Raw genomic sequence first — 22,330 nt, 5'->3', positions numbered from 1 at the left:
TTCACGAGAGCGGTCTTCCTGTTTCTAGTTTGAGCGTGGTAGGAAGCTATGGATATCGATACCGAGCCCTTGCGCGAGACGCATCCCGTACTCCGCATCCGCCCGGAAAAAGTTGCAGATGGCGCGCAGTTGAATGTCCTGCCCGGTCTGCTTCAGATCGTTGATCAGATTACGGATCAGGTTGTCCTGCTCCTGCTTCGTGTAGCTGCGGTACCGCTCGCCTGCCTGCGTGAAATCGTCGGTTTTCTCGATTTTTTGCCGGACCACAGGACCCGTCAGCGGCGCTTCACTTTCCACATAGGCCGGGTCTTCCTGCGGACTGCCGGAAGCGCTATTCGGCTCGTAGTTGACCGTGGACGTATCCTGCTTCACGTTCATCGCTCCGTCCCGCTGATGGTTGCGGACCGGCGCATACGGGCAGTTGATTGGAATCTGCAGATAGTTCGCGCCGAGCCGGTAGCGCTGCGTGTCAGGGTAGGAGAACAGACGGCCCTGCAGCAGCTTATCCTCGGAAGGCTCGATCCCCGGCACCAAGGCGCTCGGCGAGAAAGCGGACTGCTCGACCTCGGCGAAGAAGTTGTCCGGGTTCCGCTTCAGCGTCATCGTGCCGATCCGGTGCAGCGGATACGCATCCTCGGGCCATACTTTCGTCGCGTCGAGCGGGTCGAAGCCCCACCGATCCAAGTCCTCCGGCCGCATCAGCTGCACATGCAGCTCCCACTGCGGGAAGTTCCCGTCCCGGATCTGGTCGAACAAATCCCTGGTCGCATGGTTGAAGTCCCTGCCCTGCACCTCCCGGACCTCATCGGCGGACAAATTCACGACGCCTTGCAGCGACTTCCAATGATATTTAACGTACGTGACTTTGCCTTCCGCATTCACCCACTTGAACGCGTGTACGCCGAAGCCGTCCATTTGCCGGTAATTGGCGGGAGTACCGTGATCCGAAAACACCCAGGTCAGCATATGCGTCGATTCCGGCGACAGCGTCATGAAGTCCCAGTACCTTGCCGGGTCCTGAATATTGGTGTCCGGTGCGGGCTTGAGCGAATGTACCATATCCGGGAATTTCAGCGCGTCGCGGATAAAAAATACCGGCAAGTGGTTGCCGACGATGTCATAATTGCCTTCTTCTGTGTACAGCTTCACGGCGAATCCGCGCGGATCGCGGGCCGTCTCCGGCGAGCCGGTGCCGTGGATCACAGTCGAGAACCGAACGAATACGGGCGTCTCCTGCCCCACTTCTTGCAGAAAATGCGCCTTCGTATAAGGCTTCATGCTCCGCTCGACGCGGAATACCCCGTGCGCTCCAGCGCCGCGCGCATGCACGACCCGCTCCGGGATGCGCTCCCGGTCGAAGTGGGCCAGCTTCTCCAGCAGATGGTAATCCTCCAGCAGTGCCGGTCCGCGGCGGCCGGCCGTACGCGAATTTTGGTTATCTCCCACGGGAGCGCCTTGATTGGTCGTCAAACGATGGTTCATATCTTGATCTCACCTTTCATTTATATTTAGACTTGATCTAAATTATGAGATCATTGTACCATCGCTGCACGACCGAATCATGAGCATTCCGTGAGTTTTTCATGAAGATCGGATGAAGCGGGCGGCCGACGGTTTAGTCGGCCAGCCTGTATCCGACCCCGCGCACCGTTGCGATGTACTGCGGTGCGGCGGGATTGTCGCCCAGCTTTTTACGCAAGCTTTTCACATGAACGTCGACGACGTTGCTGCCGCCGACAAACGAGCTGCCCCAGATGCGGTCCATGATCTCGTCGCGCGACATCACGGCCCCTTGCGCTTCGAGCAGCATCAGCAAAATCTCGTATTCCGTCTTCGTGCATTCGATACGGCTGCCGCCGCGCAGAACGGTCATCTTCTTGGTGTCGATCTGCAGATCCTTGAAGGTGCCGACGCTACTCCCTTCTTCCGCATCGGCGAGACCGCTGAGCTTGCGCTCGATCCGGTACATCGCCTCTTGCAGACCCGTCGGCCACGGCTGCAGCTCCCCGAGTCCGGCGAAGCTGCTATCCTCCATCTCCCGCTCGCCGACCAGCAGCACCGAACGGGCCTGCTTCTTCGGATCGGAAGCGAGCGCCTCCCGGATGCCGGCCACGCCTTCCCATTCCGCTGTTGTCACGTCGAATACGAACAGATCGACGGCCAACGCATTCATGACCTGGGCCTCGAATCGGTGAAACACGAGAACGTCGTAGCACTCGCCTGCCAGTCCGTTGATCAGCGGATGCAGCGCCCCGGGGAACGGACTGATGACGGCCACGCGCTTCGTTTCGGCGCACAGGAAAGGCCGCGTGCTAGCCGTTTCTCCTGCGCTTGGAGCCATAGGAGCCGCCGGGCTTCCGGCAAGGCGCTCCGTGTCGGCCATTCCGGTGCCCTCAGCTTGCGAATAACCCATCCGCATGAGCGGCTGCATTACGCGTTCGGATGTTTGCATGAATAGCATACCCCCTCGAAGACGACTTGACTGTGATGCACGTCGTAGTTCGTTTTCGCCGCAACCTCCCGAATCCAATCGGCGGGCGGCGCGGACAGCACTTCATCGACCCGTCCGCACTTCTTACACACGATATGGTAATGGTCTTCCGTTCTTCCGTCGTAACGGCTGGCGGTCTCCCCCAGCTTGAGTTCCCGAATCAACCCCGCATCCGTCAAGTACCGAAGCGAGTTGTATACCGTGCCATAAGCAAATTGGTGTCCGTTCATACGCAGCCGTTCCATAATCTCGGCGGCCGTCGGATGATCCTCGCAGCTTTGGACAAGATCCAGAATCGCTTTGCGCTGCGTGGTTAAATTCAATCTGCTCATCAGGCTCACCCCTTAGTAGTATTTAGACTTAGTATAAATTTAATTGAGGCGAAGGTCAAGAGTGCTCCCGTTTTGTCCTTCTATCATTTTACCTCAACCTTCCATATTTCTCCATACACGAATCACTTTGAATGAACCGGTTCCCCTGCTTCGTAAGAAATTTGTAAGAAATCGGGTAGCTTTTTTGACAAAAGTCTCCTTTAATATAGACATATGCGCTTGCAAGCAGCCGTAAATTCGAATGCAGCATTCAAGGAGTAAGATGATGCAGAAGTACAATGTGCTGGTGGCCGACGATGAACCGGAGATTCGGGACGCCATCGAAATCTATTTGAAGAACGAGAATATGAACGTGTTCAAAGCGAGCCACGGCTTGGAGGCTTTGGACATTCTGGAGAAGGAAGATATCCATCTGATTATTCTGGACGTTATGATGCCCGGCTTGGACGGCATCCAGACGACGTTCAAAATTCGCGAAAGCTGCAATATACCGATTCTCATGCTGTCCGCCAAATCCGAGGATACGGACAAAATCCTGGGGCTGACCGTCGGCGCGGACGATTATTTGTGCAAGCCCTTCAATCCACTGGAGCTGACCGCCCGGGTGAAATCCCAGCTTCGACGCTACACGCTGCTGGGCCATTACAAAGCAACCGAGGACGAGCTCGAAGTCCGGGGCCTCGTGCTGAACAAACGCAGCAAAACCGTCTTCGTGGACCAGGAGGAGGTTCGGCTGACGGCGACCGAATATAGAATCCTTGAGCTCTTGATGGAGCATCGGGGGCGTGTGTTTTCGATAGAGGAGATTTATGAAAAGGTATGGAAAGAGCCGTATTTCAACGGCGAGAATACGGTAGCGGTACACGTGCGTCGAATCCGCGAGAAAATCGAAATCAATCCGCGGGAGCCCAAATATTTGAAGGTGGTGTGGGGCATTGGCTACAAAATCGAGAAGTAAGCTCGTCCCTTGGCTGGCTTGGGGCTTGCTCTCTTACCTGATTGCGCTTGGGCTGCTCGCAGCCTCGGACGTGCTAAAGAATCAGGAATATCTTCAGAAGGATTATTACTTTCGCTCTCCGGCCTTCTACGAGCAGCTTCAGCAGCATTTCAATCTGTTTCGGAACGTTCATGTGGTCTATAACCATTGGGAGGATAAGACGGATGCCGAGAAGATCGGGCAGGCCCGGATGGAGCAATGGACCCGGCATTTTGAAACGGTGAAAAACATCGAAGTCGAGCAAAGAAAGGCAGAAGTGCAGCATCAAATCCTGAACCTTCAGACGTTGTTGGGCGATGTAGTTGCGATAGCAAAGGAAAAGCGGGAGCAGGCCGCCAATTCCGCGGAAGACTCAGGAGCGGAGCAGGCCAAGGCACAAAGTCAGGACGCGCAGAACCCGCCGGACGCTGAAGAGCAGAACGAGATTGCGCGTATTAGAAAAGAAATTGCCTTACGGCAAGACACAGAGGCCAACATCTTACCGAACGCAGAGCGGCAGAAAAACGAGCGGATCGAGAAGGAAATCAAGAACTATCTTGATTTTCATAACAAACAATACGCTGCCGTCAAACACAGCTTGTCGGCCCGCAGCGGCTTCTTTGAATATTATATCAGAGACCTCGAGACCGGCAAGAATTATTCCAATAAGAGCGGGTATCCGGGTCAAGGGGATATGCAAGACGCGTTTTATGCCATCCGCTTGCCGCAAACAACGTTGGAAGGCGGCGCTTTGCAATCGATCAACCGTTCTTTTCAACAGTATCGGCTGGAAGGTATTTTTCTATTTCCCAAGGAGCCCCGTGGCTTCAGTCAAATGATTGCCGACCACGCCTACTTCAATACGCTGCGGCAGCGGTTAATTTACGAGCTATACCTGCTGGGGGCCGTCGTGGTGGCCACTGCCGTATTGATCTTCTATATGCGCCGAAATCGTTGTGGGATCGAAGTTGTACAGCAGAACTATACGGCTGTCATCCGCGGGATACCGCTGGAGCCTCGCCTGCTGCTCTTTTATGTTCTGACCATGTTTGCGTTAAGCTACGGAAGCTCCGCCGCCTTATTCCGGCTGCCTGTTGGTCCGAGCCATTTTGCACAATGGACGCTGCTGGCGCTGCTGATCGGCTGTCTGGGCCTCCTGCTTGGCGATGCCGTGCTGCTGCTGCGCAATCCGCAGGCGCTCCGGGAGCAGTGGGAGGCAGGGGTTTACCGCAAGCTGCAGGGCTATATCCAGGCTAAACTGGTCGATCGACTTATCCTGACGAAGGCCATCTTGATTTTCGTTATGACCGTGCTGTTCGGCGTCTTCCTGTTCAATGTTATGAAAAATTTCAACTTCAACAGCTTCACTTACTTTTACTACGGAACGCCCTTCCCTGAAGGATATGTTCTCTTTTATACGTTTGTCGTCATTCCTTACCTGTTCCGCCGAATCCTGACTTTTTCCCGCATCCTGACCGGGACGGAAGCGATTGCCTCCGGCCGGTTCGACCATACGATCGTGGAGAAAGGCCGCGGCAATCTGGCCCGGCTGGCGCACCTGCTGAACAACATCAGGCAGAGCATCAAGACATCCGTCGAACGCGAGACGAAGAGCGAGCGTCTGAAGTCCGAGCTGATTACGAACGTATCCCACGATCTGAAGACGCCGCTCACCTCGATCATAAACTATGTCGATTTGCTCAAGCATAAGGACTTGCCCCCGGAGACCGTCGCGAGCTATGTCGAGGTGCTGGATCGGAAAACGCAGCGGCTGAAGGTGCTGATCGACGATTTGTTCGAAGCGTCCAAGATGGCGAGCGGGTCCGTCGAATTGGCAGTGGAGCACGTCAACGTCGCCGACCTGCTGCAGCAGGCACTGGCCGAATTCAGCGACAAAATCGAAGCTTCCACGCTCACCTTCCGCGTCCGGGTGGACAACCCGAAGGTAACCGCTCCGCTGGACGGACGCAAGACATGGCGCGTCTTCGAGAACCTGATCAGCAATGCGCTCAAGTACGCGATGCCGCATACCCGGGTTCACCTCGCGTTAACCGAGGAAGCGGACAAAGTCGTCTTCACGATCAACAACGTTGCCGCCTATGAGCTTAACTTCGATGTGGACGAAATTTTCGAACGGTTCAAACGGGGCGACACGTCGCGCAATACCGAAGGCTCGGGCCTCGGGCTCGCCATTGCGAAAAGCATCGTCGAGCTGCAGGGCGGACAGCTTCGCATCGATATCGACGGGGACTATTTCAAGGTGCGCGTCGAGTTCGCCCGGGAAGCCAAGGCCGCCGCGTCTTAACCCTTACGATCCGCCGCCCCGTGCAAAAGGGCATGAAAAGAAGAGGTCCGGGATACAGCTCCCGCGGCCTCTTTGTCATCACAGTATACAAATGAGAACTATATAACAAAAATGTGCGTACTTACGCATTCGGGTGTTGAGGGTTATAATCCTTAACAGGAACCAATATTTTCCGAAAGCGAGGCGTTACTTATGGAAGCAAGAAAACAACAAATTATTGAGGCGTTTCAGTTCAGGCATGCGTGCAAGGAATTCGACAGCAGCAAAAAGATCAGCGACGCGGATTTCCAGTTCATTCTGGAGACCGGACGACTGTCGCCAAGCTCCTTTGGCTTCGAGCCGTGGAAATTTGTCGTCGTGCAGAATCCGGCAGTTCGCGAAAAGCTGCTGCCGTTCACTTGGGGGGCATCCAAGCAGCTGCCGACCGCCAGCCATTTTGTCGTCATCCTCTCCCGTACAAAAGCCGATATGGTCGCCGATTCCGACTATATTCAAAACATGCTGACAAACGTCAAGCAGTTCCCGGAAGAGATCCGCGCCCACTTCACCAATATCTACCATAAGTTTCTGGAAGTAGATTTCGACCTGCTCGGCAACGAACGCGTCATGTTCGAATGGGCAGCCCGGCAGACCTATATTGCCCTGGGTAACATGATGACGGCAGCCGCTCAGATCGGCATCGATTCGTGCCCGATCGAAGGGTTCGACAAAGCGAAGGCAGAGCAGGTGCTTCGTGAAGAAGGGATTCTTCAAGGCAACTTCGGCATTTCCTGCATGGCCGCTTTCGGCTACCGCGTGAGCGAACCCCGCCCCAAAACAAGACAATCGCTTGAGCAAGTCGTGCAGTGGGTGAACTGATCCCCGATCTGCCCCATAGACCAACCCCTTCGACCCTTAGCGGAAGAAGGGGTTGCTTGTTTTACCGGTCCGCCGCCTTTCGCTTAGGTCCCGCATACATTTGCTCGGCGAACGACTGATCGGATATTCTGAAATGCGTGTTCGAGGCAATTTTCGTGAAGTTGGCCAGGTTTTCTTCAAGTACCACTTCCAGCGTGGTCTGAACCTTCCCCGCGATCCGTTCGACACTTGTGAGTATGAACGCCGTACGGGCATCGGCATTGTACGGGTTCTCCACCTTCAGCGACTCGTCGGCAAAAATAAGGATCTCCCGGGCTTCCGCCACCCGGGCGCGGTGCAAGGTTTTGTCCCTGGAAGGAATCCCCCGGATAAACAGGAAGTTATGCTCGTCCAGCGGCGCTGTGGCGAGCCGGTCATCGATCAGCACGACGTCCGTGGACGGCTCGTTTTTGAGGATGTTTTTGATCGTGATCCGGGCGCGGCCGCTCCAGCCGATGACGACGACATGGCCGCCGCCGTGCTTCGTATAATCCAAGTCTCCGTTCTTCCTTCTCTCTTGCCTCTCGACCAGCATTTCATAGAGCCTCCCGATAAATAAAGTAAACAAACCGACCCCGCCGACAATGAGCAGAATGGCCCACAATCGGCCGAGATCGGTTTTCGGAAACGTGTCCCCATAGCCGACCGTCGCGAGCGTAACGACCGTCCACCACAGTCCGTCGTAAACCCTGGGAAACTGCTCCGGCTCCAGAATCGGCATCAGAACCGCGCTTGTGAGCACCAGCAGCCCGGTGGCGAGCGATAAGGTTCTCATACGGATTTGGAACACGGAAAAAAACAGCTTGCGAAATTGGAACCAGAACCTCACTTGATTTTCTCTCCTTCGCCATGTCGAATAACAGGATTCTACAAAGCGGATTTCGACAGCACACCGTAATGAAGGGATTTCCGCCCCCCTGATCTGCCGGTCGCATACGAACCTGCTTCCGATGCAGGCAGGCGTATCCTATGATATATACCGATAAATTCGCGCTGTAAAAATAGTTTCCTGCACCCGGAAAAAGACTTTTTCCGACAATGTTCCCCGTGAAACGATTTTATCCGCTGGAGCGCTTCACTGCGCGATTTTTCGTTCTTTTTCGCGTTGGTCCAAGCTGCAAAATATACAAAAAAAACCCTCCGCCATGAGGTCGTTTCCAACCCATGCCTGCGGAGGCTTCTTAACCATTAAGCTTTATTCTCATGCCGCCGCACGAGCAGCAAGTAACACAGCACCGAGCTGACATCGGCTGCGGCGATCACGATCCCCATCGGCACGGCGGTCTGATTGCCGGCGATGCCGACCAACGGCGCCACAATTCCGCCGAAGATGAACGACAGTACGCCGAGCAGAGCCGAGGCGCTTCCCGCCGATTCGCTCTGATTGCGCATCGCCAGCGAGAATCCGGCCGTAGACACGATCCCGACGCTGGATACGACGAAGAATAAAGGCACCAGAATCGCATAGAGCCCGGCTCCCGACACGATCGCAAGCAGCAGCGCCACACCGGCGACCGAGGCGAGCGCCAGCCCGCTGACCAGCAGCCGCTTGTCGCTGACCCGTCCGGCAAGCCGGCCCGTAACCTGCCCCGCGAGAATGATACCGAGGCCGTTAATCGCGAAGCAGACACTGAACATCTGCGGCGATACGCCGAAAATATCCTGAAGCACAAAGGGCGAGCCTGAAATGTAAGCGAACATGGCGGCAATGACGAAGCCCTGTGCCAGGGCGTAGCCCATGAACGTCCGGTCGCTCAGCAGACGGCGGAACGTCGTCAGCGTATTCCCCAGGCCTCCCTTGGACCGCCGCTCCTGCGGCAGCGTCTCCGGCAGGGCCAACACGACCGCGATCAGCATCAGAACGCCGATCAGGCCGAGTACGACAAACACGCCGCGCCAAGAGGTGACTTCCAGCAGCTGCCCGCCCGCGATGGGCGCGAGAATCGGCGCCGCCCCGTTCACCAGCATCAGCAGCGAGAAAAACTTCGTCAGCTCCGTTCCCGAGTACATATCCCGCACGATGGCCCGCGAAATGACGATCCCTGCAGAGCCTGCCATCCCCTGGATAAAGCGGAGCAATACCAGCAGTTCGGCGGATGGCGCAACAGCGCAGAGCACCGAAGATACGCCGTAGAGGATCAGGCCGATCAGCAGCGGCAGCCGCCGGCCGCGTACGTCACTGACCGGCCCGGCATACAGCTGGCCGAGAGCCAGCCCGAGCAGACAAGCCGTCAGGCTAAGCTGGGCCATCGACGTACTACTGTTCAGCTCACCCGCCAGCTTCGGCAATGCGGGCAAATACATATCGAGTGACAGCGGCCCGAATGCGGACAACGAGCCTAAGATGAACACCATCCATATTCGGCGCGACGGCACGGAGCCCTGCGCCGAAGCTTCGATCCGGCTCATAAGCCCACGCCTCCGTTCCGCATCCGATGCTCATTTCCCATCATCAGCATCGCAGCCGGATTTTGGTCAAGCACAACCTTTCCTACCCGATTCATACACCCACACATCTCTTTCTTATCCGTAATTGGGACAGAGGCAGCTTCTCTCTATTTTCTTTCTATTCTGCGGTCCTTTGTTGTAACAATTATAGTTACATGTAGGTTTAAAAGTCAATGCAAAATGCGCTCGACAGCCGAGACTAACGGCGCATGAAAGCCGTGCTGTCCGACCCTTACACTAAAAAAAGAACGCAGGCGGCCTCCCGTCCCGAGGCACCTGCGTTCTGCTGCCGATCGATTCCGGCCTATCCGCCGAGCTCAATCGTATAATAATCGTTCGCGTTCAGCGCCCGGAAGCCGCACGACTCGTACAGCCCGAGCGCTCGGGGATTGTCCGCCGCAACCTCCAGCTCGAAGCGGACCGTACCGCCTTCCCGGTATGCGCGCTCTATCGTCCGGGCCAAAATCTCCCGCCCGCATCCGCGTCCCCGGTACTCCGTTAATACGCAGAAACCGAAAATAAAGGCGACGCCTTCATCCACACGTACATTCAGCTTACCGATCGGCTTGCCGCCCAACTCCGCGACATACCTGTTCTCCTTCCCGTCAGCCACGGTCTTCTCTACGAACACTCTGGCATCCTCGTACGAAATATCGAACCCCTGCATGTCGAGCTCCGTCAGTACTTCGACATCGTCCGCCGTCACCAATCGGAGTTCCAGAGCTTCCGCTTGCCGCGTATCCGGAACTTTCGGCGGCTGCCCGTCCGGCACCCGCATCTCCATCCAATGTTCGGAGAACGAATAGACCGCTCCCCGGGCCTCTAGGAACGCTTTGCCCGAAACCGAACGCTCCTGACATATAAAGATCAATTTCGGAATCCCGCGGCGCCTGCATTCTTCGGTCGCTGCATCGGCCAACCGGGTGAACACGCCCTTCCGCCGGTGCTGCGGATGCACCATGCCGCTGATCTCCACTTCCGTCGTCCGGAAGGAGTAGATCCCCAGAAACCCGATAAGCTCTTCCCCTTCATACATCAAAAAGTCGTTCGTCACCCCGGCCGGCCGTTCGGAAAGCATTTCCCAGTTCAGCTTCAGTGTAATGCCGTCCTCCGCGTTACACAGGTCTGCGAGCACCCGAATATCGCGCAATTCTTGCTCTGAGAACCCTTGTTTCTCGACCAATTTCAATCCGTTTCCTCCTCTTCGTTACCATATTAGTCTTTAGTATACAGTCGTAGAGAAGGCTCCAGCGGATAATGATTGGTTTACAATCATTTTTTCCACAAGCATCCGCTCAAAACACACCGCTTATAACAGCAGCTCCAGCCACTCGTCCTTACTCACTTGCCCGAAATAGTGCTGCAAATTCACATCGTCCAGCACTCCGGCCAGCGCAGCCGTATCGTAACGGACGCCTTGCAGCTTGGCGGCAAACTCGGCCGCATCCCCTTGACCGAAGAAATCGCCATATACTGCGGCCTCGCGGATCACTCCCGCTTCCACGTACAGCCGGACGTCGAACGTGCCGGCAGACAGACGCTTCACGCGGTGAACATTGAACGCCGGGGACTTGCCGTAGTTCCAATCCCAGCTCCGGTACCGTTCGTCCGCAAGCTGCCGTACCGCATCCCAATCGGCTGCGCTCAGCTCAACCCGCTGAACCTCCGATCCTTCGAAGATCGAGTCCAGCAAATGCTGCCTGAACGCCTCAATCGTCATCGGCCCGCTCAAAAATTCCGTAATGTTCGCCACCCGGCTGCGGACCGATTTCACGCCCTTCGACTTGAACTTCTCCGGATTGACGTTCAGCGCGGACGCGACATGGTCCATCTGCGAATCGAACAGCAGCGTACCGTGGGTAAACATCCGCCCTTTGGTGGCAAACTGCGCATTGCCGGATATTTTCCGCTCCCCGACTTGAATGTCGTTGCGCCCCGTCAGCTCCGCCTCGACGCCAAGCCGATGCAGCGCCCGGATCACCGGCTCGGTAAACTTGCGGTAATTGTGGAAGGACTTCCCGTCATCCTTCGTAATGAAGCTGAAATTAAGGTTGCCGAGATCGTGGTATACCGCCCCGCCGCCAGACAGACGCCGCACGACATGAATGCCGCGGCCCTCGACGTACTCCCGGTTAATCTCCTCCGCCGTATTCTGGTTTTTCCCGATAATGATCGACGGTTCATTGATATAAAACAACAAATAATCATGGTCCGCCGGAAGCTGCTTCAGAGCATATTCCTCCAGCGCCAGGTTCAATGCGGGATCGGTAATGCCGTTATTGTCAATGAAAAGCATGCGCTTCTCCCCCTTTTCCTCTTCGAACGGACAACTCCCCGTTCCAGCTCTATTATAGCAAGGGCCGCGGCCCGGATCGAGCGTCCTGCCCGCCCCAGTCCGTGCATGAAAAAAACGGCGCAGGAAACCCTAGAGCAGACGTCCCCGAATGAACAGGGATCGAAGCTTGTTGATGGCAGGTTCCCCGGCCGACAAGCTCAAGCATTCATCCAAAGGAGCTCGCCAGATGAAGAAAACATTCGTATGTGTCGCCCTTCTCCTTGCCGTCTCGATGTCTGGTTGTAATCAACCCGCCAAAACGCCGCCGCCTGCAGATCAAGGAGCCGCAACCCCCGCCCCGGGAGGCGGAACCGCTACCGTGGATGCGCAAGCGATCTATAAGCAAAATTGCATCAGCTGTCACGGCGCCAATTTTGAAGGCGGGGTCGGCCCGAACCTGACGAAGGTAGGCGGCAAGTACTCCAAAGACCAAATTGCGGCAATTGTTGCCAATGGTAGAGGAGGCATGCCTTCCTTCAAGGGAAGGCTGTCCGATGCCGATACCAGTGCTATCAGTGACTGGCTCGCTGCTAAAAAATAAGGCTCTATTCGCGGTACCGAAACACACTGCTACTCCCCAATCCCCTGAACCCGCACGTTGTCGAACAATGGTGCGGTTTCTCCAGGGGATTTTTTATGTAAAATTGTGCCATTCCTTTTCTTGGGCGTTTCTGCTATTCTGTTATTCGATCGGGCTTCCGGCCCATCCGCGGTTCGAGACCATCCCGCGTTATCAAAACTAAGGGGGAAACCGTACGTGTTTAATTTGGCATGGGGAATTATGTTTGTTGTCGTGAATTTTGCTTTGTTTCTGCTTTGCTATCGTTTGTTCGGGAAGAAGGGACTGTACGCCTGGATCGGCTTCGCCACCGTGCTGGCCAATATCCAAGTCGTCAAAACGATCGAGCTGCTCGGCATCGTGATGACCCTAGGCAATACCGTCTACACGTCGATCTACATGTCGACGGACCTGCTCAACGAGAAGTATGGGACGAAGGAAGCGAAGCAGGCGGTATGGTTCGGCTTTTTCAGCTTGATCGCTTCGACGGTCATCATGCAGATGGCTCTCGTGTTCACGCCGCAGGAAAGCGACATCGCACAGAGCTCGCTCGAGACGATATTCGGCTTAATGCCGCGGCTGGCGGCGGGTAGTCTATGCGCCTATTTTATCAGCCAATTCCTCGATGTGAGGATGTACAGCTATCTGAAGAAGCGATTTCCGGTGTACAACCAGTTCTGGATTCGGACGAACGGCAGCACGGGGCTCAGCCAGCTTGTGGACTCGCTGGTCTTCTGCACCATCGCTTTTGCCGGGGTGTATACGCTGGACGTCTGGCTGCAAATTTTGCTGACGACCTACTTATTCAAATTCGTCATCTCCGTCGCTTCGACGCCGGTGCTCTACATCGCCCGCAGCTTCCGCATCAAGGAAGACGGGAATTGACTCGTTATAAAGGCGCTTCGGTTCGCATACGCGGCGGGAGCGCCTTTGTTGTTTAAGGGTTCCCCCGATTGTTAGAAGCAGGTTTTGAACACGTTCCTCACAGCTGAGAGGTGATGAAGCATGAAAGTACAAAATTGTCCTTCTTGTAATACCTACAGTAGAGAATGCATAATCGTCATCCAGAATGCGCTGAACCATTCGGAAGAGATTCTAAAGTGCAGTATCTGTTCCTGGAGCGGAAAGTGGTCGGTCATGAAAGTGCGGGAAATCCCAGAAGACAAACCGATCCCAGGCGTCGAACCGATTACTGATTATGGTGTGCTTCATTCAGATACAGCTAGAATTACATATACAGGAGGTTGTTGCCCTCATTGTGGGGGGAGTGATCCTTTATGCTGGTGTATGACGATCGATTTCTGTGAGCCTCCTGGGTAACAAGGCTGCCGATCTTCTATCAGACCCTGAAATGTTGGTCACACATCATGGTCCGCTGGACGCCAGCCCACGGCGCGCTGTAGTGAAACTTTAATAAGCGGAGAAAAGCCACCGAAGGCCGGTCAATCGGTGGTTTTTCATTTGCGCTGCTTACGTTTTAGTCATTAACACTTAGCGAACAGGAGATTTTTTGCCAAAATTAGTCCGCCATGTGAAAACACGCCCGCTTTTGTGATTCAACCCCCGCACTCCCCATCTCTTCAAAAAAACTTTATAACCAACTTTTGAATCCTGACATCCAGTTGTCAGTTAGGCTAAGGTATAGTATGTATATAAAGCTTAAAACATTTCATATCGGAGGTAGACAATCAACTCATGGGCAAAACAACCAACAAAACCGGGATGGTCGTAGCGGGGCTGCTTCTCGCGATCCTGATGGCCTCGATGGACAATACCATCATGGCGACCGCGATCGGAACGATCGTCGGCGAGCTTGGCGGACTCGATAAATTCGTCTGGGCCACCTCCGCTTACATGGTGGCGGAAATGGCAGGGATGCCGATCTTCGGCAAGCTATCCGATATGTATGGACGTAAACGATTTTTCGTCTTCGGAATCATCGTTTTCATGCTCGGCTCCGTGCTCTGCGGAACGGCCACTTCGATCGTACAACTAAGCATCTACCGCGCGATTCAAGGCATTGGCGGCGGGGCCTTGGTGCCGATTGCGTTTACGATCATGTTCGACACCGTCACACCGGAGAACCGCGGAAAGCTCGGCGGGCTGTTCGGCGCGGTATTCGGTATGTCCAGTATTTTCGGCCCGCTGCTCGGGGCTTATATTACCGATTACATTCACTGGAGCTGGATTTTCTATATCAACCTGCCGCTTGGCTTCATCTCGCTCGTCATGATTGCGCTCTTCTATAAAGAATCGCCGGTTCATTCGAAGCAGCGGATCGACTGGTGGGGCGCCATGACGCTGGTCGGAGCCGTCGTCTGCCTCATGTTCGCGATGGAGCTCGGCGGCAAGCAGTATGCTTGGGGCTCGGTTCAAATCTTGGGCTTGTTCGCCGGATTTGCGGTCCTTACCCTGCTGTTCCTGTTCGTGGAAAAGCGCGCCGAAGAGCCGATCATTTCGTTCAGCATGTTCCGGAACCGTCTCTACGCATCAAGCAATGCCGTTGGGATCTTGAGCGGGGCGGCGTTCATTACGGCCTCCGTGTATATTCCGATCTTCATTCAAGGCGTGCTTGGCGGCACGGCCACCAATTCCGGCCTCATGCTGCTGCCGATGATGCTCAGCTCGGTCGTTACGGCGACCTTGGGCGGTTTCTTGATGACGAAGATGCCGTTCCGGTCGATCATGATTCCGACGCTGGCTTTGCTTGTGCTGGGTCTTGCCCTTCTCACGACCTTGACGCCGGAATCGCCGCGTTTTATCGTCACGCTTTACATGATCTTGACGGGCCTTGGCATCGGAGCTTCCTTCTCCGTGCTCAGCAACGCGGCGATCCATTCGTTCCCGGCCAGCCAGCGCGGGGCGGCGACGTCTACGCTCAATTTCCTTCGCTCGCTCGGCATGACGCTTGGCATCACGCTGTTCGGCATCATCCAAAGCCATGCGCTGACCCGGAAGCTTACGGATGCCTTTACAGGTAGCGGTCAAGCCGCCGCTCCGAAGGGTATCGATTTCGGCGACCCGCATGCGCTGCTCGACCCGGCCACCCGAGCCCAGATCCCTCCGCAAGTACTGGGTACGATCACGGAAGGGCTGTCGTCCTCGGTCGTCCTGACGTTTGCCTGGAGCCTGATCCCGGCAGGCTTGGCGCTGGTTGCAGCTTTCGCGATGAGCAAGGAAAAGCTGGACCCGGCAGCCGAAGCGGCGGCTTCCCACTGATATGCGCTTGAAGCCTGTGTCCCCTTTGTGGAGACGCAGGCTTCTTTTTTTGCTTACGACAAAGCTTGTCCCAGACGGTTCACTTTCGCCAGCCAATGCTCTCGCTCCGTGTCCGTCAACTTGCCGACTTGACCGATCGAGGTTACCTTGACGGGCCGGATGCCGCAGAACTGCAACGTGGACACCTTCATCATCCGATGACCCGGTTGGCCTTGCACAAGCCGGTAATACCAGACAGGCCCATCCATCGTCACGATCAGCCTCGCCGTTCTGCCTTTGAGCAGCTGATCGGGCAGCGGGGAGCCTTTCTTGTATTTAAAAGCGTAGCCCGGCAGGAAAACGCGGTCGAGAAAGCCCTTGAGCAGCGCAGGCGGACCGCCCCACCAGATTGGATACGTAAAGACCAGATGCTCCGCCCACCGGATCGATTCCTGCGCCTTGACCAGATCGTCCTCCAATGGAAGCTTATTTTTGTAGCCGCCCGATAGATTCGGGTTAAAGTCCAGCTCCGCCAGACGAATTACCCGAACCTCGGCCCCGACAGCCGCGGCTCCCTCCGCGTAAGCATCCCCCAACGCCCATCCGTAGCTGTGCTCCACCGGATTTCCTTGCACGATCAAAATTTTTTTCATGACTGAACCCGCTCCTTTTAGTTAGCATTCACTAACTTTGTATACAAAAAGAAAAGGTCAAAGCTGACCTAATAAGTGGGAAAACCTCTGTTTCACTTCCGCTGCCAACGGCTCTAGGCGGGCCGGAAGCTCCCCATGCAGGCTGGAGAGCGCCATCTGATTGAACGCTCCGATAATCAGCACGGCCGACAACCGGGCATCCTGCTCGGGAAGCTCTCCACGCTCAATGCCTTGCTCGATGAAGGCAACGAGGGCGTCGAATAGCTGTCTCTCTCCGCTGCGGCTGGCTTCCATGAAAATTTCATGCTGCTGGGCAAGCAGCAGCATGCCGTACTGGTCCTCATCATGCATGCGCAGCACTTCGTCAATCAAGCGGTGGAACCGGCTGCGGAACGTCCCCGGCTGCCCGGCCATATAGTCGATCAAGCGCGTATAGCCGCCGCAGTAATGGGAGAACGCTTCGAGCGCCATCACCTGCTTGCTTTTAAAATGCTTGTAAATGGCGGCATCGGTGACACCGGCTGCCTCCCCGATCTCTTTGACGGAAATGCCGTCGATCCCTTTGGTGGCGAACAGACGCATGGCCGCCTGCAAAATATCCTTTTTCTTGCTATCGATATGAGGCTTTTTCATCATGAGAATATTGTAAGTGAACGCTAACCAAAAAGCAAGAGCAACGTAAACAAAAAAAAGGCACCCGGCAGGGCGCCCTCTTGTTAAAAATTAATAAGCGAGTGTAAACAGACCGTTGATATGAGTCAAATAGCGCATGTTGCTCGCTTCTTTCATCAGCGAAGCCGGAAGGCCTTTGAGGCGCGTTTGGTTTCCGCCAACCGTACCGATTGCGTCTTTGCGGCCAAGGCTCGCCAGCGTACCGGAGAATACCGGCGTGAACGTATCCATCGGCGCGTTGTTGAAGTAAGCGAAAATGTTATGTCCGATCGTCTCGCCCATTTGCCAAGCCAACTGTGCCGTCGGCGGGTAAGGACGTCCTTCGTTGCCCATAACGACCGCGCTGTCGCCGGCGAGGAAGATATCTTTATGGGACGTGGATTGCAAGCCTTCCGTTACCGTTGCACGGCCGCGGTTGACTTCGATACCGCAGTTGGCCACGACGGAGTTGCCTTGTACACCACCGGTCCAGACGAGCGTGTTCGTCTCGATGGAGCTGCCGTCCTTGAGGAATACCGTATTCTCCTGCATTTCCGTAATCGCAACGCCGGTCAGGAACTTCACGCCGCGCTTCTCGAGGCTTGTTTGCGCACGCTCGACAAGCTCTTGTGCGAAGCCGGCCAAAATGGACGGACCCGCTTCCACGGTATACAGGGAAATATCGTTAAAGTCGACGCCTTTGCTGCGGCAAAGCTTAGGCAGCATGTCCGCAAATTCGCCGACAAGCTCGATGCCGGTCAATCCGCCGCCGCCGACAACGAACGTCGCATCAGCTTTGTTTTTCGTGCGGCTGTACTCGTCGATGCGAGCTTCCACATGCGCGCGAAGGCGGTTGGCGTCGTTCACGGATTTCAGAACGAAGCTGTGCTCCTTCAGACCCGGAATGCCGAAGAACGCCGTTTCGCTGCCAAGAGCAATAACGAGCACATCGTAATCGTACGTTTTGCCGCTGGCCATCAGAACTTCTTTCTGGTCCGGGCGAATCTCTTCGACCGTATCGATCTGAAGATTGACATTTTTACCGCGCAAGAGCTTTTCCAACGGCAGGGCAACCGCTTTTTCCGTCAGGTTGCCCACAGCCAACCGGTGCAGCTCTGTAATAATCTGATGCGTCGGATAACGGTTAACGACCGTAATCGTCGCTTCTTCCGCCGTCATGTAATTCCGGGCCGTCAGGGCGCTCAGCAATCCGCCGTAGCCGCCGCCTAGTATCAAAATATGCTTAGCCATCCTGTTCATCCGCTCCTTGATTCAGCTTTCCTATATTATTGACGCTGCTGCTGGCGCTCAGCCAAGACATCCAAGAATGCCTGAGAAAAACGGAACATCTTTTGGACTTGCGGGTCTTTCAGCATTTTGAGCAAACCGAACAGACCGATCGTTGTGGATTCGTCCTGCGCACGGTCGTTCGCTTCGATTGCCGCGGATGCCAGACCTTTGGCTTTGTCCTGAATCGGCTTCACGAATTCTTCGACGCCGCCTTTGATGTCCTCGATAAAGACGCGGTCCGTGGCTACATTTTGTACCAAATCGTACGTTTTGGTGAGGATGGTCACCATTTCCGCCAGCTTCGGCAAATTCTCGACCAACACCGTTAAAGACTCCTGCACCTCGGGCTTCATCAACTGATCAAGCACATCCAAGGATTCCCGGGTGGGCTCGGCTGCAACTACCGCTTGTTGAGTGGATGCTACTGACATTAGAGAACGTCCTCCTTTACATTGGAATAGAAGTCCGTTAATTGTGTCGATACCTGGTCAGGCAATGCAAACATCATGTTTTTCTCGAAAATATAGGAAGCGAGAAGAAGCCCGTTCGGAGGCCCCCCTCACGCTTGTTACAATTTTCACATTTTCGGGAGCATGATCAGGTCGAAACGGAACCCTATATACTTATAGATTATACCTCCGAAGAGGGAGCCGTGGAAAAACAAATTTCGACATTTGTGAATATTTTGTGACTAACCAACGTTCAATTTTCAGGAATGTGTCCATTTGTAGTCAGGAACCGAAAGAACTGGGAAAAGTGCGGCCGCAGATTATTTTCGGGACCGGTGCGGCTTCCTTCATCCGGCCCATTCTTCTCTCCGAGCTACTTGCCAAAATCGGGCGGCTGTGTTATTATCATTGTTGTCCCTAACGCGGAGCCGTGGTGTAGAGGCCTAACATGCCTGCCTGTCACGCAGGAGACCGCGGGTTCGAATCCCGTCGGCTCCGCCATTGATTAACTTCATTGCAAGGGATGAGAACCCATAGGGTTCGTCGGAGCGTTCACTTCGATAGCGTTACTTCGCAGTCTCGGAGTGAAACGGAGAGTATCCCGTCGGCTCCGCCATGATTAACTTCATTGCAAGGGATCACATACATCATACATAACCAACCGGGCAGGGGAGATCCTGCTCTTTTTTGTATACCTGCGAGGTGATTCGATGAGACGCGGACGGTTCGCCCCGACGCCTTCGGGACCGATGCATATCGGCAACGCCTTTACGGCGCTGCTCGCCTGGCTGCAAATGCGGCACGCCTCCGGTACGTTCGTACTGCGTATCGAGGATATCGACGGGCCTCGCTCCCGCCCGGAATATACTCAGCTCATCGTAGAAGATCTAACCTGGATGGGATTGGACTGGGACGAAGGTCCAGCCACCGGCGGCCTTTACGGGCCCTATCTGCAAAGCCAGCGGCTGGAGCTGTATGAACAGGCGGTCCGGCGCTTGGAGCGCAGCGGACGGCTCTATCCTTGCTATTGCAGCCGGGCGGAGCTGGCCGCCATCGCCAGCGCCCCGCATGGCCTTGCCTCGGAAGGCTCCGTTTATACTGGGCTGTGCAAGGCGCTCAGCGAAGAGGACCGCGCGCGCAAAGCCCAGATTAAGCCCCCGTCCTTGCGGGTGGCCGTTCCGGAGCGCTCCTTCTCCTTCGCGGACGGCATGGCGGGCGTACAGCACGTGCTGCCCGGCGCTCTCGGCGATTTTGTCGTCAAACGCGCGGACGGACAGTTCAGCTACCAGTTGGCGGTCGTCGTCGACGATGCCGCCATGGAGATCACTGATGTGCTGCGGGGAGCGGATCTTCTCGATTCGACCCCGAGGCAGCTCGTCTTGTACGAGCTGCTGGAGGCGGCTCCGCCGAGCTTCTGCCACGTTCCGCTGCTCTGTGGTCCGGAGGGCGGCAGATTGTCCAAGCGGGACCGCAGCCTCTCTCTGGCCACTCTCCGCGCCGCCGGCATTCCGCCGGAGCGGCTGATCGGCCATTTGGCTTATGCAGCCGGCCTGCTCGACCGCCCCGAACCGGCAAAAGCGGCTGAGCTGGTTCCGCTATTCACGCTGGAACGCCTCTCCGGCCAACGAATTGCTTTAAGCCGGGAGACGCTCGGCCTTCTGACCGCCAGCGCTTGAATATATTTTAACCAAAAAAGGACCGTTCCACGCCTCATCCTCTGGCGCGAAACGGTCCTTTGTCTTTGCCCTGCCTACTCCTCTCCCATTGCCAACCATTGCTCATAGAGGCGGTCAAGCTCTTCCTGCGCAGCTTCCCGCTCCGCCCATCGCTCGCTAAGCGAACGCGTATCCGTACCCGCCTCCTGCTCCTGCTCCTGCATAGCAGCATCCAAGGCGGCGAGCCGTTCCTCCGCCTGGACAATGGCCCGCTCCAGCGTGTCGCGCTCCCGCTCGCGGTCCGCCGCTTTCCCGCGCCCGTTCGTCCTGCCCTGCGCCGCGGCTGGAACAGCAACCTTGGCCTTCACGGCCACAGGAGAGGCGGCTGCCCCGCTCTGAACGCCCCAGCTGCCGCGCTGCTTCCGCTTCTCCTGATACTCGTCGAAGCTGCCCAGATAGACGGTGATCCTGCCTTGGTCCAGCTCCCAGATGCGTCCGGCCAGCCGGTTGATGAAATACCGGTCATGCGAGATGGCGAGCACGGTGCCCGGGAACGTCTCCAGCGCTTCCTCCAGCGCTTCCCGCGAGGCGATATCCAAGTGGTTCGTCGGCTCGTCGAGCAGCAGCAGATTCGGCTTGCGAAGCACCAGCAGCGCCAGCCTCAGCCGCGTCCATTCCCCGCCCGACAGCAGATGGATCGACTTGAACACATCCGGGCCGTAAAACAAATATTTGGCCAGAATCCCCCGAGCCTCTCCTTCCTCCAGCCCTGCTTCGCTGCGGAAATAGTCCAGCACCGACTTCTTCGGCCCATCCGGGTATTCCTGCTGGGCCAAATAGCCGATGTCCACGCGCGCACCCCATTCGAAGCGCCCCTCATCGACGGCTTCCTCGCCGAGGATCAGCTTGAACAAGGTCGATTTTCCCGACCCGTTCTTCCCGATAAGCATAACCTTGTCGCCGTAAGCCAGCGCTCCGTCGACCGCGTCCAGCAGCTTCCGGCCTCCGTAGCTTTTGCCGATTCCTTCCAGCGTCACGACCTTGCGTCCCGAACGGTCCGCCTGCGTCAGCCCGAAATCGGCGCTCTTCGCCTCCAGCATCGGTCGTTTCAGCTTCTCCATGCGGTCCAACGCCTTTTGCATCGAAGCCGCCCGCCGGAAAAACTTCCCGTTGTCGCCGATCCGCCCCCACGTTTCCAGCTGCTTGATCGTCTCCATCATCTTCTTGATCTTTTTCTGCTGCTCCTGATAGTCGGCGAACTGCTGAAGCAGCCGCGCCTCCTTCTCCTTCATATAGCCGGTATAGTTGGTGAAGTACGACTGCGATTCGCCATCCTCCAGCTCGACAATCTTCGTGACGACCCGGTCCAGAAAATACCGGTCGTGCGAGACGATCAGGCACGAACCGTCGTACTGGGTTAAATAGTCCTCCAGCCATTCGACGCCGTGCAGATCAAGGTGATTCGTCGGTTCGTCCAGCAGCAGCAGCTCGGGCTTGCGAATCAGCTGCGAGGCCAGATTGATGCGGGTCTTCTCTCCTCCCGATAGCGTGGCGTACGTCTGGGCATAGCTGCCGCGGTCAATGCGCAGGCCGTCGGCGACCCGCTCGATGACGGCATCCAGCTCGTAGCCGCCCTCGCGCTCGAACTTCTCCTGCAGCGCCGCGTACTGCTCCAACCAGCCGGCCAACCGGTCCGGGCTGTCGGAGGTGCCAGGCTCCGACATGAGCTTCTCCAGCTCCGCCATTTTCAAGCGGCACTCCAGCAGCTCCCGATGGCCGAGAGCCAGCACGTCATAGACGGTCCGGCCTTCGAATTCCGCCGGAATTTGCGTCAAATAGCCGATTCGGGTCCCTTTCCGGACCGTAAGCTGCCCGGCGTCGGGACGAAGCCGTCCCGCGATCAATTGCAGCAAAGTCGATTTGCCGCTGCCGTTGCGGCCGATCAGTCCGATACGTTCGCCTTGCTGAATATCCAAGTTTACGTCTTCAAGAACAAGCTGTGCGCCATGGTACGCTTTTATATTTTGACAGTTAACGATCATCTTAAGGAATCCTCCTAGTATGATCCTAACCTCTGTATGCAACAAAAAG

The 22,330-nt window shown here is 56.0% G+C and carries 19 protein-coding genes and 1 tRNA gene; 8 read left to right on the top strand and 12 right to left on the bottom strand.

From position 1 onward, the window contains the following. Positions 1–24: 24 nt before the first annotated feature. From PEL01S_RS21205 to PEL01S_RS21195, 3 genes are all read right to left on the bottom strand, one after another. Positions 25–1,482: a catalase gene (locus PEL01S_RS21205; protein ID WP_127461724.1), complete on the bottom strand. Its 1,458-nt coding sequence runs from the start codon at positions 1,480–1,482 to the stop codon at positions 25–27. Positions 1,483–1,615: 133 nt separating this feature from the next. Next, entirely contained in the window at positions 1,616–2,452 is an 837-nt protein-coding gene (locus tag PEL01S_RS21200) for a response regulator transcription factor (protein ID WP_163768366.1), read from the bottom strand. Further along, entirely contained in the window at positions 2,431–2,823 is a 393-nt protein-coding gene (locus PEL01S_RS21195) for a Fur family transcriptional regulator (RefSeq protein WP_010500253.1), read from the bottom strand. Before PEL01S_RS21195 ends, PEL01S_RS21200 begins: the two co-directional genes overlap by 22 nt. 265 nt (positions 2,824–3,088) lie before the next feature. Between PEL01S_RS21195 and PEL01S_RS21190 the strand changes: the two genes are divergently transcribed. From PEL01S_RS21190 to PEL01S_RS21180, 3 genes are all read left to right on the top strand, one after another. Further along, positions 3,089–3,781, top strand: a complete 693-nt coding sequence (locus PEL01S_RS21190) for a response regulator transcription factor (RefSeq protein ID WP_127461722.1) — start codon at positions 3,089–3,091, stop codon at positions 3,779–3,781. Beyond that, a complete protein-coding gene (locus PEL01S_RS21185; RefSeq protein ID WP_127461721.1) occupies positions 3,759–6,104 on the top strand; it encodes a sensor histidine kinase in 2,346 nt (781 codons plus the stop codon). Before PEL01S_RS21190 ends, PEL01S_RS21185 begins: the two co-directional genes overlap by 23 nt. A 192-nt stretch (positions 6,105–6,296) precedes the next feature. Next, positions 6,297–6,962, top strand: coding sequence for an NAD(P)H-dependent oxidoreductase (locus PEL01S_RS21180; RefSeq protein WP_063185276.1), 666 nt, complete (start codon positions 6,297–6,299; stop codon positions 6,960–6,962). 61 nt (positions 6,963–7,023) lie between these two features. On the opposite strand, the gene PEL01S_RS21175 is transcribed toward PEL01S_RS21180, so the two are convergent. The 4 genes from PEL01S_RS21175 to lplA all read right to left on the bottom strand — a co-directional run bounded on the left by PEL01S_RS21175 (position 7,024) and on the right by lplA (position 11,745). After that, on the bottom strand, positions 7,024–7,830 hold the full coding sequence (locus PEL01S_RS21175; RefSeq protein ID WP_010500242.1) for a potassium channel family protein: 807 nt from the start codon (positions 7,828–7,830) through the stop codon (positions 7,024–7,026). A 359-nt stretch (positions 7,831–8,189) separates the two neighbouring features. Beyond that, a complete protein-coding gene (locus tag PEL01S_RS21170) occupies positions 8,190–9,410 on the bottom strand; it encodes a multidrug effflux MFS transporter (protein WP_063185278.1) in 1,221 nt (406 codons plus the stop codon). 343 nt (positions 9,411–9,753) lie between these two features. Then, on the bottom strand, positions 9,754–10,638 hold the full coding sequence (locus PEL01S_RS21165; protein WP_063185279.1) for a GNAT family N-acetyltransferase: 885 nt from the start codon (positions 10,636–10,638) through the stop codon (positions 9,754–9,756). 120 nt (positions 10,639–10,758) lie between these two features. Beyond that, on the bottom strand, positions 10,759–11,745 hold the full coding sequence (gene lplA / locus PEL01S_RS21160) for a lipoate--protein ligase (RefSeq protein WP_127461720.1): 987 nt from the start codon (positions 11,743–11,745) through the stop codon (positions 10,759–10,761). Positions 11,746–11,971: 226 nt separating this feature from the next. Here lplA and PEL01S_RS21155 point away from each other — a divergent pair, with 226 nt between their 5' ends. The 3 genes from PEL01S_RS21155 (at position 11,972) to PEL01S_RS21145 (ending at position 15,562) form a co-directional block, all read left to right on the top strand. Then, positions 11,972–12,325 (top strand): c-type cytochrome, encoded by a 354-nt coding sequence (locus PEL01S_RS21155; RefSeq protein ID WP_127461719.1) that lies wholly within the window; start codon positions 11,972–11,974, stop codon positions 12,323–12,325. A gap of 216 nt (positions 12,326–12,541) precedes the next feature. Continuing rightward, positions 12,542–13,228 carry a queuosine precursor transporter gene (locus PEL01S_RS21150; protein ID WP_127461718.1) on the top strand — a complete coding sequence of 229 codons (687 nt, stop codon included), beginning with the start codon at positions 12,542–12,544 and terminating at the stop codon, positions 13,226–13,228. An 810-nt stretch (positions 13,229–14,038) separates the two neighbouring features. Continuing rightward, the gene (locus tag PEL01S_RS21145) at positions 14,039–15,562 is read left to right on the top strand and encodes an MDR family MFS transporter (RefSeq protein WP_127461717.1); all 1,524 of its coding nucleotides are present in this window, start codon (positions 14,039–14,041) and stop codon (positions 15,560–15,562) included. 53 nt (positions 15,563–15,615) lie between these two features. Here PEL01S_RS21145 and PEL01S_RS21140 read toward each other — a convergent pair whose 3' ends face one another. The 4 genes from PEL01S_RS21140 to PEL01S_RS21125 form a co-directional block, all read right to left on the bottom strand. Further along, on the bottom strand, positions 15,616–16,194 hold the full coding sequence (locus PEL01S_RS21140; protein WP_127461716.1) for an NAD(P)H-dependent oxidoreductase: 579 nt from the start codon (positions 16,192–16,194) through the stop codon (positions 15,616–15,618). Between the two features lie 57 nt (positions 16,195–16,251). Continuing rightward, a complete protein-coding gene (locus PEL01S_RS21135) occupies positions 16,252–16,830 on the bottom strand; it encodes a TetR/AcrR family transcriptional regulator (RefSeq protein ID WP_127461715.1) in 579 nt (192 codons plus the stop codon). An 87-nt stretch (positions 16,831–16,917) separates the two neighbouring features. After that, positions 16,918–18,096: an NAD(P)/FAD-dependent oxidoreductase gene (locus tag PEL01S_RS21130; protein ID WP_127461714.1), complete on the bottom strand. Its 1,179-nt coding sequence runs from the start codon at positions 18,094–18,096 to the stop codon at positions 16,918–16,920. 35 nt (positions 18,097–18,131) lie between these two features. Next, positions 18,132–18,566, bottom strand: coding sequence for a DUF1641 domain-containing protein (locus PEL01S_RS21125; RefSeq protein WP_063185293.1), 435 nt, complete (start codon positions 18,564–18,566; stop codon positions 18,132–18,134). A 442-nt stretch (positions 18,567–19,008) separates the two neighbouring features. Between PEL01S_RS21125 and PEL01S_RS21120 the strand changes: the two genes are divergently transcribed. Further along, positions 19,009–19,085 (top strand) — tRNA-Asp (locus PEL01S_RS21120). Between the two features lie 209 nt (positions 19,086–19,294). Beyond that, positions 19,295–20,260: a tRNA glutamyl-Q(34) synthetase GluQRS gene (gluQRS, locus tag PEL01S_RS21115; protein ID WP_063185295.1), complete on the top strand. Its 966-nt coding sequence runs from the start codon at positions 19,295–19,297 to the stop codon at positions 20,258–20,260. Positions 20,261–20,334: 74 nt separating this feature from the next. Here the strand turns inward: gluQRS and abc-f are convergent, their stop codons facing one another. Beyond that, complete coding sequence (gene abc-f / locus PEL01S_RS21110; RefSeq protein WP_127461713.1) at positions 20,335–22,281, bottom strand: ribosomal protection-like ABC-F family protein; 1,947 nt, start codon at positions 22,279–22,281, stop codon at positions 20,335–20,337. Positions 22,282–22,330: the final 49 nt, after the last annotated feature.

Source organism: Paenibacillus elgii NBRC 100335 (assembly GCF_004000865.1).
GTDB lineage: Bacteria > Bacillota > Bacilli > Paenibacillales > NBRC-103111 > Paenibacillus_G > Paenibacillus_G elgii.
This window is presented reverse-complemented; position numbering and strand designations above follow the sequence as displayed.

Excerpts from the sequence above, each read along its gene's own strand:
- PEL01S_RS21205 (WP_127461724.1), bottom strand. The coding sequence starts at position 1,482 with ATGAACCATCGTTTGACGACCAATCAAGGCGCTCCCGTGGGAGATAAC.
- PEL01S_RS21200 (WP_163768366.1), bottom strand. The coding sequence starts at position 2,452 with ATGCAAACATCCGAACGCGTAATGCAGCCGCTCATGCGGATGGGTTAT.
- PEL01S_RS21195 (WP_010500253.1), bottom strand. The coding sequence starts at position 2,823 with ATGAGCAGATTGAATTTAACCACGCAGCGCAAAGCGATTCTGGATCTT.
- PEL01S_RS21190 (WP_127461722.1), top strand. The coding sequence starts at position 3,089 with ATGCAGAAGTACAATGTGCTGGTGGCCGACGATGAACCGGAGATTCGG.
- PEL01S_RS21180 (WP_063185276.1), top strand. The coding sequence starts at position 6,297 with ATGGAAGCAAGAAAACAACAAATTATTGAGGCGTTTCAGTTCAGGCAT.
- PEL01S_RS21170 (WP_063185278.1), bottom strand. The coding sequence starts at position 9,410 with ATGAGCCGGATCGAAGCTTCGGCGCAGGGCTCCGTGCCGTCGCGCCGA.
- lplA (WP_127461720.1), bottom strand. The coding sequence starts at position 11,745 with ATGCTTTTCATTGACAATAACGGCATTACCGATCCCGCATTGAACCTG.
- PEL01S_RS21155 (WP_127461719.1), top strand. The coding sequence starts at position 11,972 with ATGAAGAAAACATTCGTATGTGTCGCCCTTCTCCTTGCCGTCTCGATG.
- PEL01S_RS21145 (WP_127461717.1), top strand. The coding sequence starts at position 14,039 with ATGGGCAAAACAACCAACAAAACCGGGATGGTCGTAGCGGGGCTGCTT.
- PEL01S_RS21140 (WP_127461716.1), bottom strand. The coding sequence starts at position 16,194 with ATGAAAAAAATTTTGATCGTGCAAGGAAATCCGGTGGAGCACAGCTAC.
- PEL01S_RS21135 (WP_127461715.1), bottom strand. The coding sequence starts at position 16,830 with ATGATGAAAAAGCCTCATATCGATAGCAAGAAAAAGGATATTTTGCAG.
- PEL01S_RS21130 (WP_127461714.1), bottom strand. The coding sequence starts at position 18,096 with ATGGCTAAGCATATTTTGATACTAGGCGGCGGCTACGGCGGATTGCTG.
- PEL01S_RS21125 (WP_063185293.1), bottom strand. The coding sequence starts at position 18,566 with ATGTCAGTAGCATCCACTCAACAAGCGGTAGTTGCAGCCGAGCCCACC.
- gluQRS (WP_063185295.1), top strand. The coding sequence starts at position 19,295 with ATGAGACGCGGACGGTTCGCCCCGACGCCTTCGGGACCGATGCATATC.
- abc-f (WP_127461713.1), bottom strand. The coding sequence starts at position 22,281 with ATGATCGTTAACTGTCAAAATATAAAAGCGTACCATGGCGCACAGCTT.